This window comes from Burkholderia sp. AU17457, assembly GCF_002223255.1.
GTDB lineage: Bacteria > Pseudomonadota > Gammaproteobacteria > Burkholderiales > Burkholderiaceae > Burkholderia > Burkholderia sola.
The window spans coordinates 1,962,743-1,980,351 of the sequence record NZ_NKFB01000003.1 but is presented as its reverse complement, the minus strand read 5'-3'; the positions used below and the strand labels follow the sequence as shown (position 1 = coordinate 1,980,351).

Annotated in this window: 12 protein-coding genes and 1 tRNA gene; 10 read left to right on the top strand and 3 right to left on the bottom strand. The window is 67.7% G+C overall.

Translation table 11 applies throughout. The annotated features are described in order from the left end of the window. Nucleotides 1–23 precede the first annotated feature (23 nt). The 5 genes from hrpA to CFB49_RS11895 all read left to right on the top strand — a co-directional run bounded on the left by hrpA (nt 24) and on the right by CFB49_RS11895 (nt 8,161). Complete coding sequence (hrpA, locus tag CFB49_RS11915; RefSeq protein ID WP_089491377.1) at nt 24–4,244, top strand: ATP-dependent RNA helicase HrpA; 4,221 nt, start codon at nt 24–26, stop codon at nt 4,242–4,244. Between the two features lie 179 nt (nt 4,245–4,423). Next, the gene (locus CFB49_RS11910) at nt 4,424–5,413 is read left to right on the top strand and encodes a YVTN family beta-propeller repeat protein (RefSeq protein WP_069621806.1); all 990 of its coding nucleotides are present in this window, start codon (nt 4,424–4,426) and stop codon (nt 5,411–5,413) included. Between the two features lie 16 nt (nt 5,414–5,429). Next, nucleotides 5,430–6,404 (top strand): sterol desaturase family protein, encoded by a 975-nt coding sequence (locus CFB49_RS11905; protein WP_069621807.1) that lies wholly within the window; start codon nt 5,430–5,432, stop codon nt 6,402–6,404. A gap of 117 nt (nt 6,405–6,521) precedes the next feature. Next, a complete protein-coding gene (locus tag CFB49_RS11900) occupies nt 6,522–7,349 on the top strand; it encodes an EI24 domain-containing protein (RefSeq protein WP_089491376.1) in 828 nt (275 codons plus the stop codon). Beyond that, entirely contained in the window at nt 7,346–8,161 is an 816-nt protein-coding gene (locus CFB49_RS11895) for a competence/damage-inducible protein A (RefSeq protein ID WP_069621809.1), read from the top strand. The genes CFB49_RS11900 and CFB49_RS11895 overlap by 4 nt, the downstream gene beginning before the upstream one ends. A 122-nt stretch (nt 8,162–8,283) precedes the next feature. Here CFB49_RS11895 and CFB49_RS11890 read toward each other — a convergent pair whose 3' ends face one another. Then, entirely contained in the window at nt 8,284–8,748 is a 465-nt protein-coding gene (locus CFB49_RS11890; protein WP_059583291.1) for a rhodanese-like domain-containing protein, read from the bottom strand. A gap of 406 nt (nt 8,749–9,154) precedes the next feature. Here CFB49_RS11890 and glnA point away from each other — a divergent pair, with 406 nt between their 5' ends. From glnA to CFB49_RS11870, 4 genes are all read left to right on the top strand, one after another. Continuing rightward, nucleotides 9,155–10,570, top strand: coding sequence for a type I glutamate--ammonia ligase (gene glnA / locus CFB49_RS11885; RefSeq protein WP_017331833.1), 1,416 nt, complete (start codon nt 9,155–9,157; stop codon nt 10,568–10,570). 161 nt (nt 10,571–10,731) lie between these two features. Continuing rightward, nucleotides 10,732–11,874 (top strand): nitrogen regulation protein NR(II), encoded by a 1,143-nt coding sequence (gene glnL, locus CFB49_RS11880; RefSeq protein ID WP_179234889.1) that lies wholly within the window; start codon nt 10,732–10,734, stop codon nt 11,872–11,874. Nucleotides 11,875–11,911: 37 nt separating this feature from the next. Next, a complete protein-coding gene (gene ntrC / locus CFB49_RS11875) occupies nt 11,912–13,438 on the top strand; it encodes a nitrogen regulation protein NR(I) (protein ID WP_069621810.1) in 1,527 nt (508 codons plus the stop codon). A gap of 92 nt (nt 13,439–13,530) precedes the next feature. Further along, the gene (locus tag CFB49_RS11870; protein WP_089491375.1) at nt 13,531–15,639 is read left to right on the top strand and encodes a prolyl oligopeptidase family serine peptidase; all 2,109 of its coding nucleotides are present in this window, start codon (nt 13,531–13,533) and stop codon (nt 15,637–15,639) included. 52 nt (nt 15,640–15,691) lie between these two features. Here CFB49_RS11870 and xth read toward each other — a convergent pair whose 3' ends face one another. Then, complete coding sequence (gene xth / locus CFB49_RS11865) at nt 15,692–16,468, bottom strand: exodeoxyribonuclease III (protein ID WP_069621812.1); 777 nt, start codon at nt 16,466–16,468, stop codon at nt 15,692–15,694. A gap of 181 nt (nt 16,469–16,649) precedes the next feature. Between xth and CFB49_RS11860 the strand changes: the two genes are divergently transcribed. Then, nucleotides 16,650–16,726, top strand: a tRNA-Met gene (locus tag CFB49_RS11860). 106 nt (nt 16,727–16,832) lie between these two features. On the opposite strand, the gene CFB49_RS11855 is transcribed toward CFB49_RS11860, so the two are convergent. After that, complete coding sequence (locus CFB49_RS11855; protein WP_089491374.1) at nt 16,833–17,525, bottom strand: aspartate/glutamate racemase family protein; 693 nt, start codon at nt 17,523–17,525, stop codon at nt 16,833–16,835. Nucleotides 17,526–17,609: the final 84 nt, after the last annotated feature.

The window sequence follows — 17,609 nt, the reverse complement described above, 5'->3', positions numbered from 1 at the left end:
GGGCGGGATTATAATGCGCCCCCATGTCGAATGTTTCTAAAAGTCCCGCGCCGACGCGGGCCAATACGCCGTCGGCGAAGCACCCGGATGGTGCGGCCGATGCGCGCGAGCAGCAGGGCCAGCCGCCGCGCCAGCAGCAGGACAAGCCGGCGGCCACGCCGGCACAGGCGCCGCGCGGGCCGCGCAATGACGAACGGCGCGGCGACGCGCGCCAGCCGGCCGCGAAGGGCGCGCCGCAGGCAACGGGCGAGCGCGCCCCGCGCCGTGAGCGTGCGCCGCGCGCGGCAGTCCCGCCCAGGGCGGCCACACCGAATCCCGTTCCGCCGATCACCTACCCCGAAAGCCTGCCCGTATCGGGCAAGCGCGACGAAATCGCGCGCGCGATCGCCGGTCATCAGGTTGTCATCGTCTGCGGCGAAACCGGCTCGGGCAAGACCACGCAGTTGCCGAAGATCTGTCTCGATCTCGGCCGCGGCCTCGGTGCCGGCGGCACGGGCCTGATCGGGCATACGCAGCCGCGGCGCCTGGCCGCATCGTCGACCGGCCGGCGGATCGCCGAGGAACTCGGCACGCCGTTCGGCGAGGTGGTCGGCTACAAGGTGCGCTTCACCGACAATCTCGCACCCGGCGCGTCCGTGAAGCTGATGACGGACGGCATCCTGCTCGCCGAGACGCAGACCGATCCGCTGCTGAAGGCGTACGACACGCTGATCATCGACGAGGCGCACGAGCGCAGCCTGAACATCGACTTCCTGCTCGGCTATCTGAAGGAAATCCTGCCGCGGCGGCCGGACCTGAAGCTGATCGTCACGTCCGCGACGATCGACGCCGACCGCTTCGCACGCCATTTCGGCACCGACGAACGTCCGGCGCCGGTGATCGAGGTGAGCGGGCGGTTGTATCCGGTCGAGATGCGCTACCGGCCGGTGGCCGAGGACCGCCCGGCCGTGAAGAACGCCGAGGGCACGGGCGGCCGCGATCGCGTGAAGACCGCGCGCGAGGCCGAGCGCGACCTGATGGACGCGATCGTCGACGCGGTCGACGAACTGTGCCGCGAAGGCCCCGGCGACGTGCTGGTGTTCCTGCCCGGCGAGCGCGAGATCCGCGAGGCGGCCGAGGCGCTGCGCAAGCACCACCCGCCGCACACCGAGATCCTGCCGCTGTTCGCGCGGCTGTCGGCGGCCGACCAGGACAAGGTGTTCAAGGCGTCGAACGCGCGCCGCATCGTGCTCGCGACCAACGTGGCCGAAACGTCGCTGACGGTGCCGGGCATCCGCTACGTGGTCGATACCGGTCTTGCACGCGTGAAGCGCTATTCGTACCGGAACAAGGTCGAGCAACTGCAGGTCGAGTCGATCTCGCAGGCCGCCGCGAACCAGCGCGCGGGCCGCTGCGGCCGCGTGGCCGACGGCGTGTGCATCCGCTTGTACGAGGAAAGCGACTATCAGGCGCGCGCGCGCTTCACCGATCCGGAAATCCTGCGCTCGTCGCTCGCGTCGGTGATCCTGCGGATGAAGTCGCTGCACCTCACCGCGATCGAATCGTTCCCGTTCCTCGAACCGCCGCCCGGCCGCGCGATCGCGGACGGTTATCAATTGCTCAACGAGCTCGGCGCGGTCGATGACGACAACGCGCTGACGCCGCTCGGCCGCGAGCTCGCGCGGCTGCCGCTCGACCCGCGCGTCGGCCGGATGATTCTCGCCGCGCGCGACCAGCAGTCGCTGCGCGAGGTGCTGATCATCGCGAGCGCGTTGTCCGTGCAGGACCCGCGCGATCGCCCGATCGAAGCGCAGGAGCAGGCCGACCAGGCGCATCGCCGGTTCGCCGACGAGCGCTCCGAATTCCTGCAGTGGCTGAAGATCTGGGCGTGGTTCGAAGAGGCCGTCGCGCACAAGAAGTCGAATCGCCAATTGATCGACGCATGCCGGCAGAATTTCCTGTCGCACCTGCGGCTGCGCGAATGGCGCGACGTCCATTCGCAGCTGCTGACGGTCGTGCGCGAGCACGGCTGGCGGCTCAACGAAGCCGAAGCCACGTACGAGCAGATCCATCTGGCCCTGTTGACGGGCCTGCTCGGCAACCTTGGGATGAAGGCCGACGACGATCCGCATTACCTCGGCGCACGCGGAATCAAGTTCTACCTGTGGCCGGGCTCCGCGCTCGCGAAGAAGGCCGGCCGCTGGGTGATGGCGGCCGAGCTTGTCGAGACGAGCCGGCTGTACGCGCGCTGCCTCGCGAAGATCGAGCCGGAGTGGGTCGAGAAGATCGGCGCGCACCTGCTGAAGAAATCGCTGTCGGAGCCGCACTGGGAGAAGCGTCCGGCGCAGGTCAGCGCGTTCGAGCGCGCGACGCTGTACGGGCTGCCGATCTACCACCGGCGGCGCGTCGCGTTCGGCAAGCAGGACCCGGCGCGCGCGCGCGAGCTGTTCATCCGCGGCGCGCTGGTCGAAGGCGAATTCGACACGAAGCTGCCGTTCTTCGCGCACAACCGCAAGCTGCTCGCCGACATCGAGCAGCTCGAGCACAAGTCGCGCCGCCAGGACGTGCTGGTCGACGACGAGCTGATCTACGCGTACTACGACCACGCGATCCCGGAAGGCATCCATACGGGCGCCGCGTTCGAGCGCTGGTATCGCGACGAGGTGAAGAAGGGGGGCCAGTCCGAGGACAAGCAGCGGCTGCTGTACCTGTCCCGCGACGACCTGATGCGCCATGAGGCGGCCGGCGTGACGACCGACCTGTTCCCGAAGCGCGCGACGATGGCCGGCGTCGAGATGGCGCTCACGTACCACTTCGAGCCCGGCACGCCGCGCGACGGCGTGACGCTCGCGGTGCCGCTCTACGCGCTGAACCAGGTCGACGCACGCCGCTGCGAATGGCTTGTGCCCGGGATGCTGAAGGAGAAGGTGCAGCTGCTGCTGAAGTCGTTGCCGCAGAAGCTGCGCCGGCACTGCGTGCCGCTGCCCGAGTACGCGGCCGGCTTCGTCGAGCGGATGGGCCGCGAGCGCTTCGGCGCGGGCGGGCTCGTCGAGGCGCTGATCGCCGACGTGCGCGGCGAGACGCAGGTCGCGATGAAAACGGCCGACTTCAAGCTCGAGACGCTGCCCGCGCACCTGTTCATGAACTTCAAGGTGATCGACGAGCACGGCCGTCAGCTTGCGATGGGGCGCAATCTCGCGCAGCTTCGCCAGGAGCTGGGCGCGCAGGCGCAGCAGCAGTTCCAGAAGATCGCGGCGGCATCGACGATCGCGACCGGCGGCGACGCCGGCGCGGGCGACGCAGTCGACACGGCCGCGCCCGCCGCCACGCCGGGTTTGGCGGCGCGGGGCGGCAAGCCGGGCAAGGGCGGGGCGCCGCAGACGGCCGCTCCGGCCGACACCGGCGCAACCGCGCTGTACGAGAACCTGACGACGTGGAATTTCGGCAAGCTGCCCGAGCTGCTGGAGATCCGCCGGCGCGGCCAGACGCTGTACGGCTACCCGGCGCTCGTCGACCGCGGCACGCATTGCGACGTCGAGGTGTTCGATTCGCCGGAGGAGGCCGCGCGCATCCACCGGGCCGGCTTGCGGCGGCTGTTCGCGCTGCAGCTGAAGGAGCCGATCAAGTTCCTGGAAAAGAACCTGCCGGGCCTGCGCGAGATGGCGATGCAGTACATGTCGCTCGGCACGCAGGACGAGCTGCGCGACCAGCTGATCGACACGGCGCTCGACCGCGCGTGCCTGCAGGACCCGCTGCCCGACGACGACGCGAGCTTCCATGCGCGCCGCGACGAGGGCCGCAGCCGCCTGAACCTGCTCGCGCAGGAAATCGCGCGGCTCGTCGGGCAGATCCTGGCCGAATACGCGGGCCTCGTGAAGAAGCTCGCGCAGGCGAAGCCGTTCGCGCAGGCCCATGCGGACCTGCAGCAGCAACTGGCCGCGCTGGTCGGCAAGCGCTTCGTGATCGACACGCCTTACGCGCAGCTTGCGCACTTCCCGCGCTACCTGAAGGGCATCGCGCTGCGGATCGACAAGCTGAAGGCCGATCCGGCGCGCGACGCGAAGCAGTCGGCCGAGCTGCTGCCGCTCGCCCAGCAGTACCAGCGCGCGGTGTCGCAGCGCGGCGGCGTCGCCGATGCGCGGCTCGCGGAATTCCGCTGGCTGCTCGAGGAACTGCGGATTTCGCTGTTCGCGCAGGAACTGCGCACGCCGATGCCGGTCTCTGTCAAGCGTCTGCACAAGGTCTGGGAGTCGATGCAGCGCTAGCGCGACATCGGTAGGCCGGGCCTGCACCGTGGCGCACGCCGCTGCGGCTCGTCCCGCCGCCGCGGCGTGCGGCGAGGTGACGCAAAGGCGGCGCAAAAGCGGCGCAATACCGGCATGGGTCAACCGGAGGGGCCCGCCGAACGTTCTACAATGACTGCTGTTCCACGACGTGAGTCTTCATGCGCACTTTCCTTTCCTTCGGCCGCACGCTTGCGCTGGCCGCCGCCGTGCTGGCGCCTGCCGCACACGCGAATAACGTGATCGTCCTCAATTCGGCCGAAGCGACGCTTTCCCTGATCGACCAGCAGTCCCGCGAGGTCGTCTCCACGATGCCGACCGGGAAGGAGCCGCACCATTTGATGGCGACGCCCGACAATTCGTCGCTCATCGTCGCGAATTCGGTCTCGAACAGCCTGATGTTCGTCGATCCGAAGACGGGCAAGCTGCAGCGCACGGTCGAAGGCATCGAGGATCCGTACCAGCTCGGCTTCTCGCCGGACAAAAAGTGGTTCGTGTCGACCGGGCTGCGTCTCGACCGGCTCGACATCTACAGCTACGACGGCCGCGACCTGCATCTCGTGAAGCGCCTGCCGCTCGCGGTGATGCCGAGCCACCTCGCGTTCACGAAGGACAGCAAGACCGTGCTCGTGTCGCTGCAGGTGTCCGGCGAGATCGCGGCGGTCGACCTCGCGACGCAGACGGTCAAGTGGAAGATGCCGGTCGGCAAGGTGCCGGCGGGCCTGTGGATGACGCCGGACGACAAATACCTGCTGGTCGGCATGACGGGCGCCGATTACGTCGCGGTCGTCGACTGGCGCAATCAGAAGGTCGTGAAGACGATCCAGACGGGCAAGGGCGCGCACAACTTCCGCTCGCTCGCCGACGGCACGCACGTCGCGATCACGAACCGCGTCGCGAACACGATCAGCATCATCGACGAGATCACGCTCACCAAGGTCGGCGACATCACCGGCCTGCTGCCGGGCCCCGACGACATGGAGCTGTCCGCCGACAAGAAGACGCTGTGGGTGACGTTCCGTTTCGCGAAGAAGGTCGGGATCATCGATCTGGCGTCGCGCAAGCTGGTGCAGACGATCGCCGTCGGCCGCTCGCCGCACGGCATCTACTTCTACGACCGCGCGCCGTGGAAGGCGGCGAACGGCGCGTGACGGGCGGAGGCGGACGATGCTGCACCTGATCGATGCGTTCGTGTCGGACATCCAGACCTGGCTGTACGTCGACGTCGTGCAGCCGCTCCTCTTCAAGTTCAACCTGATGGACTATGACGAGGACACCTACGATGCGCTGTACTGGGTGATCGTCGGCGCGCTGCAGATGGTGCTGATGTTCGCGCTGCTGCGCCCGCTCGAGGCGCTGCTGCCGGTCGAGCGCTGGAAGAACCGCCGCGCGGTGCGGGTCGACGTGATCTACACCGCGATCTCGAAGCTCGGCATCTACACGCTGTTCTTCTTCTTCGCGCTGCAGCCGGTGTTCGACAACCTCCAGGCGTGGCTGCGCCTGCACGGCGTCGCGAACGTGAACCTCGACTATCTGTGGCCGGGCGTGACCTCGCGGCCGATCGTCGCATTCGCGATCTACCTCGTCGTGCTCGATTTCGCCGGCTACTGGTATCACCGCTGGCAGCACAAGTTCGGCATCTGGTGGGAGCTGCACGCGGTCCATCACAGCCAGCGGCAGATGTCGCTGTGGTGCGACGACCGCAACCACCTGCTCGACGACGTGCTCCAGTCGTGCTTCTTTGCGGCGATCGCGCTCGTGATCGGCGTGACGCCGTCGCAGTTCGTCGTGCTGACCGCGGTCACGAACTTCCTGCAGAGCGTTCAGCATACGAATGCGCGGCTGTCGTACGGCCGCATCGGCGAGCGCCTGCTCGTCAGCCCGATCTTCCACCGCCGGCATCATGCGGTCGGCTATGGCCACGAAGGCACCAAGTACGGCTGCAACTTCGGCGTGCTGTTCCCGTGGTGGGACATGCTGTTCGGCACCGCGTCGTGGAACCGCACCGTCGAGCCGACCGGCATCCGCGAGCAGGTCGACGGCGTGTCCTACGGCGACGGCTTCTGGTCGCAGCACGGCCTCGCGTTCGTGCGGATCTTCCGGCGCCTGTTCCCCGCGAAGCGCGGCGCGGCGTCGGCCTGATCCCGACCGGGCCTTTCTCCCGTTGAACGGCTTTCCCACGCGGCCCGCCTGCGCTTTGGCGCATGCGGGCCGTGTGGTTTATCCTTTCCCCGTTTTTCTCCATCGATACAGGTCCGCATGAACGACTTGCTGCGCTCCTTCGTCCGGGCGCTCGCCAGCGCGCTGCACCCGCGCATGCTGTGGCTCACCCTGATGCCGTTCGTCGTGTCGGCGCTGCTGTGGGGCGTCGTGCTGTGGTTCTCGTGGCAGACGCTGCTGGATCTGGCGCGCGGCGCGCTCGACGGTTTCGTGCTGACGGCCGCGCTGTATCGCGCGTTCGATGCGATCGGCATGTCGCAGCTGCATGCGGTCGTCGCGCCGTTCGTGGTCGTGTCGCTCGCGATCCCGCTGATCGTGCTGACCGTGCTGCTGCTGATCGCGACGATCTCGATGCCGGTCGTGATCAAGCACCTGTCGAACCGCCAGTTCGCGGCGCTCGAGCCGAAGCGGGGCGGCACCTTCATCGGCAGCGTGGTCAATTCGCTCGGCGCGGCGATCGTCGGCGTCGTGCTGCTCGTCGTCACGATCCCGCTGTGGCTGATTCCGCCGTTCTTCGCGCTGCTGCCGCCGGTGATCTGGGGCTGGCTCACGTACCGCGTGATGACCTACGACGCGCTCGCGCTGCACGCGAGCCGCGACGAGCGCCGCGCGCTCGTGCGCCGGCATCGCTGGCCGCTGATCGGCATCGGCGTCGCGACCGGGCTGCTCGGCACCGTGCCGACCTTCGTATGGGTCTCGTCCGTCTGGATGATGGTGCTGTTCCCGTTCGTCGCGGCCGCCATGATCTGGGTTTACGCTTTCATCCTCGTCTTCTCGGCGCTGTGGTTCGGGCACTACTGCCTGCGCGCGCTGGAAGACCTGCGCGCCAGTGCGCGCGCCACCGCAATCGACATGGGGCAGGCATGAGCATCGGCATCATCATCATCGGCGACGAAATCCTTTCGGGCCGCCGGCAGGACAAGCACCTGGCGAAGGTCATCGAGCTGCTCGGCGCGCGCGGCCTCGCGCTCGACTGGGCCGAATACGTCGGCGACGATCCCGCGCGCATCACCGCGACGCTCGCGCGTGCGATCGCGTCGGGCGACATCGTGTTCTCGACGGGCGGGATCGGCGCGACGCCGGACGACCATACGCGCCAGTGCGCGGCCGCCGCGCTCGGCGTGCCGCTCGAGCTGCATCCGGACGCGAAGGCGCTGATTGCGGAGCGGATCCGCGAAACGCACACCGATCCGGCCACGCCGGTCGACTTCGAGTCGCCGGAGAACCGGCATCGCTTCAACATGGGCGTGTTCCCGGCCGGCGCGACGATCATCCCGAACGGCTATAACCGGATTCCGGGCTTCTCGGTCGGCGATCTCCACTTCGTGCCGGGCTTCCCGGTGATGGCGTGGCCGATGATCGAATGGGTGCTCGATACGAAGTACGCGCATCTGCATCACGCGACGCCGCATGCCGAGCGCTCGCTGTACGTGTTCGAGCTGCCGGAATCGACGCTCACGCCGCTGATGGAGAGGATCGAGCGCGATTTTCCGGGCGTGCGCGTGTTCAGCCTGCCGAGCGTCGGCGACGCGGAGCGCGGCGGCATCTATGCGCGCCGTCACATCGATCTCGGCGTGAAGGGCGAGCCGGAAGCGGTCGCGGCCGCATTCGTGAAGCTGCGCGAAGGCGTGCACCTGCTCGGCGGCGACGTCGTCGAGCCCGATACGCCGCGCGCCTGAGCGGCGGCCTGCAACAACACGGCCGCACCAAAAGCAACGGGCCGCGCAACGCGGCCCGTCATCGGCATGTCATCGCCCGGCTCGACGATGAGGCTGTCGCAACCGGCGGGCGCGGCGCGCCGTCAGGCGCCGATCCACGGCAGTTTGCGGAAGCACCAGCCGTCGACCGTCTTGCGGTGGCCTTCGGCGTCCTTCGCGCCTTCGAAGCCTTCGAGCAGGTCGAACGCCTTCGTGAAGCCGGCCTGCGCGGACGCGACCGCGGCGAGCTTCGAGCGCGCGGCGCTGCGACACAGGAACAGGATCGGCGTATCGGCCGGGAGGGCGGCCTTCAGTTCGTTGACGAATTCGGCGTTCGGCACGCCGCCCGGGTAGCGCGTCCATTCGACGTGCAGGTACTGGCCGTCGCCGACGAGCGGCCGGCCGACCCAGTCGAGCTCGGCGCGCGTGCGCACGTCGACGAGGCGCGCGGACGGGTCGAGCTGCAGCAGTTCGAATGCCTCGACCGGCAGCAGCGCGCCGGCATAGTTGAGCGCGCCTTGCGCGCGGCGTTCGTCGGCCTTCGCGTAAAGCTGGTCCAGCGTACTCATGACGGGAAGTCTCCGTATCGGTCAAACGACCATTCTAGCGCGACGGCACCGCACGGACGTCCGCATGCGGCACGGTGCATGCGCCGGACACGCACTCACCAAAACGGTGCAGAATGGGCGGCATGCACCAGAATGGTCGCATTGCGCGGGTGCGCTCGATCGGTTGCACCATCGCGGTGCGATGTCGCCATCGCCGGTGCGGCGCCCGGCCCCGGAATCGCGCAGCGAAGCCCCGCTGCGGCGCGGGCCGGCGCGATTCGCGTCGGTTTTGCGATGGTTGGCACGGAAGCTGCTATATAGAATTCGGTCGAATCGGGGCGCGCTGCGCCAAAGCAAGACCCCGGTCAGCTCGATAAACGAGGCGGTTTCCCAGTCCGCCGGAATTGTTCAATCAGGAGAAGAGGTTATGAGTAAAACCGTCGCCGACGTCATGCAGCTCGTGAAGGACGAGGACGTCAAGTTTGTCGATTTCCGCTTCACGGATACGCGCGGCAAGGAACAGCACGTGTCGGTGCCGGTTTCGGCGTTTGACGAAGACAAGTTCGAAAGCGGTCATGCATTCGACGGTTCGTCGATCGCGGGCTGGAAGGGCATCGAGGCGTCGGACATGCTGCTCATGCCGGATCCGAGCGCTGCCTTCGTCGACCCGTTCTACGAAGAGTCGACCCTCGTGCTGACCTGCGACGTGGTCGAGCCGGCCGACGGCAAGGGCTACGAGCGCGATCCGCGTTCGCTCGCGAAGCGCGGCGAAGCGTACCTGAAGAGCACGGGCATCGGCGACACGGCGTACTTCGGTCCGGAACCGGAATTCTTCATTTTCGACTCGGTCCAGTGGAACACGGACATGTCGGGCTGCTTCGTGAAGATCAACTCGGAAGAAGCGCCGTGGTCGGCAGGCAAGGAATTCGAAGGCGGCAACACGGGCCACCGTCCGGGCACGAAGGGCGGCTACTTCCCGGTCGCGCCGGTCGACACGTTCCAGGACATGCGTTCGGAAATGTGCCTGCTGCTCGAACAGCTCGGCATCCCCGTCGAAGTGCACCACCACGAAGTGGCGGGCCAGGGCCAGAACGAAATCGGCACGAAGTTCTCGACGCTGGTTCAGCGCGCCGACTGGACGCAATGGTCGAAGTACATCATCCATAACGTCGCGCACTCGTACGGCAAGACGGCGACGTTCATGCCGAAGCCGGTCGTCGGCGACAACGGTTCGGGCATGCACGTTCACCAGTCGATCTGGAAGGACGGCCAGAACCTGTTCGCGGGCAACGGCTACGCGGGCCTGTCGGAACTGGCGCTGTTCTACATCGGCGGCATCATCAAGCACGCCCGTGCGCTGAACGCGATCACGAACCCGACGACGAACTCGTACAAGCGTCTGGTCCCGCACTTCGAAGCACCGGTCAAGCTCGCTTATTCGGCACGCAACCGTTCGGCATCGATCCGCATTCCGCACGTGTCGAACCCGAAGGGCCGCCGTATCGAAACGCGCTTCCCGGATCCGATGGCGAACCCGTACCTGTGCTTCACGGCGCTGATGATGGCCGGCCTCGACGGGATCCAGAACAAGATCCATCCGGGCGAAGCCGCGGACAAGAACCTGTACGACCTGCCGCCGGAAGAGGATGCAAAGATCCCGACCGTGTGCGCGGGCCTCGACCAGGCACTCGAAGCGCTCGACAAGGATCGCGAGTTCCTGACGCGCGGCGGCGTGTTCACGGACGGCATGATCGACGCGTACCTCGCGCTGAAGGAGCAGGAGTTGGCGAAGTTCCGCATGACGACGCACCCGATCGAGTTCGAGATGTACTACTCGCTCTAATCGGCGATGGCGCTTCGATTCAGCGCCGTCATGCCGGTTCGTTCCCGTCGCGCGGCTTGCGGCGGGAACGGCGGAGTCTGAAAGGGGACGGCGTCCGGCCGTCCCTTTTTTGTTCCGACGATTTTCATTTTCTGGCCCGGTGAGGCGCGACAAGCACGCAGATGGTTCTGAAGAATCTGATCAAGGCGAAAACGGGGCAGCCCGAACGACTGACGGACGACGAGCGGCTCGCGCGCTCGGGTCTGCTGGCGGGGCTCGAAGCACTGCCGACGGTCGTGATCGTGCTCGACCGCAAGACGCTGCGGGTCGCGTTCGCGAACCCGTCCGCGGAGGCGATGCTCGACATCTCGCGGCGGCAGCTCGCGCAGCGGCCGTGGGGCGAGATTTTCCCGAACGCGAACGAGCTCGCGTCGACGATCACCGCGATCGGCCAGGAACGCTTTCACGCGACGCACCTCGATACCGTGCTCGACCGGCCCGGCCGCGAACCGCTGCATGTGCATGCGATCGTCGGCTTCCTCGAGAGCGCACCCGATTTCGTGCTCGTCGAACTGTTCGAGAACGAACGGCAGTCGCGCACCGATCGGGAAGAGCGCATCCACGACCTGACCGCGGTCAACAAGCAACTGATCCGCAACCTCGCGCACGAGATCAAGAATCCGCTCGGCGGCATTCGCGGCGCAGCCCAGCTGCTCGAATTCGAGTTGGGCGAGCGCGAGCGCGGCGAGTTGCGCGAATACACGCAGGTGATCATCAAGGAGTCCGATCGCCTGCAGACGCTCGTCGACCGGTTGCTGGAGCCGCACCGGCATCCGCACATCGTCGGCGACGTGAACATTCATGAAGTATGCGAACGCGTGCGCGCGGTGATGCTCGCGGAATTCCCGCGCGGGCTCACGATCGAGCGCGATTACGACGTGAGCGTGCCGGACCTGCGCGGCGACAAGGAGCAGTTGATCCAGGCGCTGCTGAACATCGTGCGCAACGCCGCGCAGGCGCTGCGCGAACGAATCGCGCAGGGCGACGCGAAGATCGAGCTGCGCACGCGCATCGCGCGCAAGGTGACGATCGCCAAGCGCCTGTACCGGCTGGCACTGGACTTGCACGTGATCGACAACGGGCCCGGCATTCCGGAAGAGATCCGCGACCGGATCTTCTACCCGCTCGTGTCCGGACGCGACGACGGCAGCGGTCTCGGCCTCACGCTCGCGCAGACGTTTGTCCAGCAGCACGACGGGATGATCGAGGTCGAAAGCCGGCCCGGACGTACCGAATTTCAGATTCTGCTGCCGCTCGACCATTGAGCGGCGGCATTGCGATTCACCCATACCTGACCGACCTATGAAGCCGATCTGGATAGTAGACGACGACCAATCGATCCGCTGGGTGCTTGAAAAGGCACTCGCCCGGGACAGCTTCGCGACGAAGAGCTTCGCGAACGTGCGCGACGCGCTGGCCGCGCTCGACCACGAGACGCCTCAGGTGCTCGTGTCCGACATCCGGATGCCGGGCGGCTCGGGCCTCGAGTTGCTGCAGGCGATGCACGAGCGGCTGCCGGGCCTGCCCGTCATCATCATGACGGCGTTCTCCGATCTCGACAGCGCCGTCGCGGCGTTCCAGGGCGGCGCGTTCGAATATCTCGCGAAGCCGTTCGACGTCGACAAGGCGGTCGAGCTGATCCGTCGCGCGGTGGAAGAAAGCCTGCGCGGCGGCGCGCCGCAGGACGAGCGGGTGGCCGAGGCGCCCGAGATGCTCGGCCAGGCGCCCGCGATGCAGGACATGTTCCGCGCGATCGGCCGGCTGTCGCATTCGGCCGCGACCGTGCTGATCACCGGCGAATCGGGCACCGGCAAGGAGCTCGTCGCGCGGGCGCTGCACCGTCACAGCCCGCGCGCGAACGGGCCGTTCATCGCGCTGAACACGGCGGCGATTCCGAAGGATCTGCTCGAATCCGAACTGTTCGGCCACGAGCGCGGCGCGTTCACCGGCGCGCAGACGACGCGGCAGGGCCGCTTCGAGCAGGCCGAGAACGGCACGCTGTTCCTCGACGAAATCGGCGACATGCCGTTCGACCTGCAGACGCGCCTGTTGCGCGTGCTGTCGGACGGGCAGTTCTACCGGGTGGGCGGTCATAACCCGCTGCGCGCGAACGTACGCGTGATCGCGGCGACGCACCAGAATCTCGAGTCGCGCGTGCGGCAGGGGCTGTTCCGCGAGGACCTTTACCACCGGCTCAACGTGATCCGGCTGCGGCTGCCGCCGCTGCGCGAACGCAGCGAGGACATCGCGCTGCTCACACGCCACTTCCTGCAGAAGAGCGCGCGCGATCTCGGCGTCGAGCCGAAGCGCGTGTCCGACGACGCGCTCGCGTACCTGACGTCGCTGCCGTTTCCCGGCAACGTGCGGCAGCTCGAGAATCTCGCGAACTGGCTGACCGTGATGGCGCCCGCGCAGACGGTCGAGATCAAGGATCTGCCGCCCGACCTCGTGCCGGGCGGCACGCCCGCGGCGCCGGTCGTCGCGACGGGCGAGGGTGCGGACGCGCACGGCAGCGGCGGCCACGCGGCGGCCGTACCTTCCGCGATCGGCGCAACGCCGCTCGCCGCGGCGCCCGCCGCGAGCGCGGCGAACGGCAGCGCGCCGGCCGGCTACCCGCTGTGGGAGCACGGGCTGCGCACCGAAGTCGCGCGGCTGTTGCGCGAGAACTCGACCGACGTGATGGACGAACTCGCACGCCGCTTCGAGGCGGCCGTGATTCGCGAGGCGCTCGACTTCACGCGCGGCCGCAAGGTCGAGGCCGCGGAGCGGCTCGGCATCGGCCGCAACACGATTACGCGCAAGATCCAGGAACTCCATCTGGAGCCCTGACCGGGCACGATTCGCGGCATGCGCGGGCCCGCGCATGCCGCGATCGGACATAATCGCGGTTTGCACGCCGTTTGCCATTCCGCCGATCCTCCATGTCCGATTCCTTCCGCTGGCCCGCCGGGGCCGACCCGTTCCGTTTCCTCGAAGCGCTCGACAGCAAGCGCGCCCGTACGTGGGTCGACGAGCAGAATGCGCGCACGCGCGCCGCGCTGCGTGACGACGATGCCTATCGCGCGCTGACCGCGCGTCTCGCGAAAGCGTATCTGCCGCGCGAACGCCCGGTGATTCCGACCCGCTGGCGCGACTGGGCGTACGACCTGTGGCAGGACGATCTCCACCCGAAGGGACTGTGGCGCCGCACGCGCTGGGCCGACTGGCGAGCCGGCCAGCCGGCCTGGGAAACGCTGCTCGACGTCGACGCGCTCGGCGCGGAAGAGGGGGAGTCGTGGGTGTTCGAGCAGGAGGCGATCCTGTATCCGGACGGCGATCGCGTGCTGCTGTCGCTGTCGCCCGGCGGCGCCGACGCGGTCGTCGTGCGCGAATTCGATCTCGTCGAGCGCCGTTTCGTCGACGGCGGTTTCACGATCGACGAACCGGGCCATCACACGGTCGGCTGGATCGACCGCGACACCGTGTACGTGAGCTGGGATCGCGGCGAAGCACATGCGACCGCGGCCGGTTATCCGTATGAAGTGCGGCGCTGGGTACGCGGCACCGCGCTCGCCGATGCGCCCGTCGTGTTCAGCGGTGAGCCGGACGACATCAGCGCGGGCGCATGGTACGACCCGATCGACCGCCGCCACGTCGCGTGGCGCAGCGTCGACTTCTTCGACGCGCATGCGTATCGGCTGACCGACGCGGGCGAATGGGCGCGCTACGACGTGCCGACACATGTCGAGGTCGGGTTCTGGGAAGGCTGGCTCATGCTGGAGCCGCGCCTTGACTGGGATTGCGACGGCGTGCGCCACGCGGGCGGTTCGCTGCTCGCGATCCGCGAGCAGGCGTTCCTCGCCGGCGCGCGCACATTCACGACGCTGTTCGCACCGCGACCGACGACGTCCGCCTGCACGTGGACGCACACGCGCACCACGCTGATCGCGAGCTGGCTCGACGACGTGCACAACCGGACCATGCTGTGGCAGCCGAAGCAGGCCGACGACGGATCGTGGACGTGGGACGCACGGCCGTTCGAGTGGCCGGGCGACGCGCAGATCGACGTCGAGCCCGTCGAGTCGACGCTGAACGACGAGGTGTACGTCGACGTCGACACCACGCTCGATCCACCCGAATGCTGGCTGGCCGATCTTGCCGATCGCGCGGACGATGCGCCGTCGCGCCGCGTGCTGCTCGACCGGCCGCCGGTGCAGTTCGATGCGGCCGGGCTCGTCGTACGTCGCGCGAGCGCGCGTTCGCGCGACGGCACGGTGGTGCCGTACACGCTGATCGGGCCGCGCGATGCGCTCGATGCACCGGAAGGCGTGGCGCGCGTCGCGCGGCCATGCCTGTTGTCGGGCTACGGCGGCTTTGCGATTCCGAACCTGCCGGGCTACAGCGATGCGTTCGGCATCGGGTGGCTCGAACGCGGCGGCGTGATGGCGTTCGCGCACATCCGCGGCGGCGGCGAGTTCGGGCCGCGCTGGCACGTCGACGCGCAGCGCGAACACCGGCAGCGTTCGTTCGACGATTTCATCGCGGTCGCCGAGGATCTGATTGCGACCGGCGTGACGCGCGCCGCGCAGTTGGGGATCGAAGGCGGCAGCAACGGCGGGCTGCTGGTCGCCGCGTGCATGATGCAGCGGCCCGAGCTGTTCGGCGCGGTGCTGTGCCGCGTGCCGCTGCTCGACATGCAGCGCTATCCGAAACTGCACGCGGGCGCCGCATGGCTCGACGAATACGGCGACCCCGACGATCCGCGCGAAGGCGCGGCGCTGGCCGCGTATTCGCCGTATCACCGTGTGCGCGAAGGCGTCGCGTATCCGCCGTTGCTGCTGACGACGTCGACGCGCGACGACCGCGTGCATCCCGCGCATGCGCGCAAGATGGCCGCGCGCATGCAGGCGCTCGGTCACGAACGGGTGTGGTACTGGGAGAACACCGACGGCGGCCACGGCAGCGCCGACGATCTCGAACGCGCGGAAGCCGACGCCGCCGAATTCGGCTTCCTGTGGGCCCATCTCGGGCCGGCGCCCGCGCGGCGCTGATCGCGCGCGGGCCGCTTGGGGCCCGGTATCGGCGTGAACAGGCGCTGGACGATCAGCCGACGATCGCGACGACGGGCGTGTGGTCGGACGGCTGTTCCCACGTGCGCGGCACGCGATCGACCTCGCACGACGTGCAGGTCGCCGCGAGCGCCGGCGACAGCAGGATGTGGTCGATGCGCAGCCCCGCGTTGCGGCGGAACGCCATCATCCGGTAGTCCCACCACGTGAAGGTTTTCTCGGGCTGTTCGAAGCGGCGGAACGCATCGACGAAGCCGAGTTCGATCAGCTGCGCGAAGTGCGCGCGCTCCTGCGGCGACACGAGGTTCTGGCCTTCCCATTTCGCGGGATCGTGCACGTCGCGGTCTTCCGGCGCGATGTTGTAGTCGCCGAGCAGCGCGAGCTTCGGGTAGCGCTGCAGCTCGGTGCGCAGCCACGCCTGCAGCGCATCGAGCCATTGCATCTTGTAGACGAACTTGTCGGAGTCGAGCGCCTGGCCGTTCGGGAAGTACGCGGACACGATGCGCACGCCGTCGACCGTCGCGGCGATCACGCGCTGCTGCGAATCGTCGAAGCCGGGGATGTTGCGCACGACGTCGGATTCGTCGACGGCGAGCGTGTCGCGCGCGAGGATCGCGACGCCGTTGTAGGTCTTCTGGCCGGTGAACCAGCTGCGGTAGCCGGCCGCCTCGAGATCGGCGCGCGGGAATTTCTCGTCCGGCAGCTTCAGTTCCTGCAGGCACAGTACGTCGGCGCCGCTTTGCGCGAGCCAGTCGAGCACGTGCTGTTTGCGGACGTTGAGCGAATTGACGTTCCAGGTGGCGATTTTCATGAACGGGAGGATGCGTGCGGCGTGAATGCGAAGGCCGCCATCTTACCGCGAGCATGGGGTGCGAACGCGCGTCATGCGGGCTTGCGCATGTGCCACGCATCGCCGGTTGGGCAGCGGAAGCAGAAATTGTGACAAAGGTATTGACGTGAGTACTTCCTCACCCTATAATTTATTTCTCTGACGCGGGGTGGAGCAGTCTGGCAGCTCGTCGGGCTCATAACCCGAAGGTCACAGGTTCAAATCCTGTCCCCGCAACCAAGCACATTAGGCGATGTGCCGCGCAATTGACCGATGCGCACTTCGTCTACAAGAACCCGGCTTCGTGCCGGGTTTTTTGTTTTTCGCGCGCGGATCGCTGTCGCCGTTACCGCGCGGCCCACTCGACGGCAGCCTTCGCGTGCAGCGCGGTCGTATCGAATACCGGTAGCGGCGCATCGTCCGCGCCGATCAGCAGCGTGATTTCCGTACAGCCGAGGATCACGGCCTGCGCGCCGCGCGTCGCCAGTTCGTCGATGATCGACACATACGTTGCGCGTGATGCCGCCGAGATGACGCCGTGGCACAGCTCGTCGTAGATGATCCGGTGCACGTCGTCGCGCCCGCGCTCGTCCGGCACCAGCACGTCGAGCCCGAATTTCCCGCGCAGCCGTTCCGCATAGAACGGCAGCTCCATCGTATAGCGCGTGCCGAGCAGGGCGACGCGCTCGACGCCCGCGGCGCGCAGCGCTTTGCCGGTCGGATCGGCGATGTGCAGGAACGGCAGCGTCACCGCGGCCTCGATCGCGTCGTGCACGCGATGCATCGTATTCGTCGTCAGGACAACGAGATCGGCGCCGGCCGCTTCGAGCTGCCGCGCGGCGTCGGCCATCCGTTCGCCGAGCGCGGCCCAGTCGTGCGTGCGCTGCAGCGCTTCGATTTCGGCGAAGTCGACCGTGACCAGCACGCTCTTCGCGTTGTGATGGCCGCCGTGCAATGCCTTCGAGTGCCGGTTGATCATCCGGTAGTACTCGGCCGACGATTCCCAGCTCATGCCGCCGATCAGTCCGATCGTCTTCATCGATCACCTTTGCGTTTCGTGTATCGCGGCAGACGAGTATAGGCGCCGCTGCCCGTGCCCGGCCGGTACGATCCGCGCAAACCG

Bases quoted from the DNA above. Each gene is read 5' to 3' on its own strand.
- glnA (WP_017331833.1), top strand. From the start codon at position 9,155: ATGAGTAAAACCGTCGCCGACGTCATGCAGCTCGTGAAGGACGAGGAC.
- glnL (WP_179234889.1), top strand. From the start codon at position 10,732: ATGGTTCTGAAGAATCTGATCAAGGCGAAAACGGGGCAGCCCGAACGA.
- ntrC (WP_069621810.1), top strand. From the start codon at position 11,912: ATGAAGCCGATCTGGATAGTAGACGACGACCAATCGATCCGCTGGGTG.
- CFB49_RS11910 (WP_069621806.1), top strand. From the start codon at position 4,424: ATGCGCACTTTCCTTTCCTTCGGCCGCACGCTTGCGCTGGCCGCCGCC.
- CFB49_RS11890 (WP_059583291.1), bottom strand. From the start codon at position 8,748: ATGAGTACGCTGGACCAGCTTTACGCGAAGGCCGACGAACGCCGCGCG.
- CFB49_RS11900 (WP_089491376.1), top strand. From the start codon at position 6,522: ATGAACGACTTGCTGCGCTCCTTCGTCCGGGCGCTCGCCAGCGCGCTG.
- CFB49_RS11870 (WP_089491375.1), top strand. From the start codon at position 13,531: ATGTCCGATTCCTTCCGCTGGCCCGCCGGGGCCGACCCGTTCCGTTTC.
- CFB49_RS11895 (WP_069621809.1), top strand. From the start codon at position 7,346: ATGAGCATCGGCATCATCATCATCGGCGACGAAATCCTTTCGGGCCGC.
- CFB49_RS11855 (WP_089491374.1), bottom strand. From the start codon at position 17,525: ATGAAGACGATCGGACTGATCGGCGGCATGAGCTGGGAATCGTCGGCC.
- hrpA (WP_089491377.1), top strand. From the start codon at position 24: ATGTCGAATGTTTCTAAAAGTCCCGCGCCGACGCGGGCCAATACGCCG.
- CFB49_RS11905 (WP_069621807.1), top strand. From the start codon at position 5,430: ATGCTGCACCTGATCGATGCGTTCGTGTCGGACATCCAGACCTGGCTG.
- xth (WP_069621812.1), bottom strand. From the start codon at position 16,468: ATGAAAATCGCCACCTGGAACGTCAATTCGCTCAACGTCCGCAAACAG.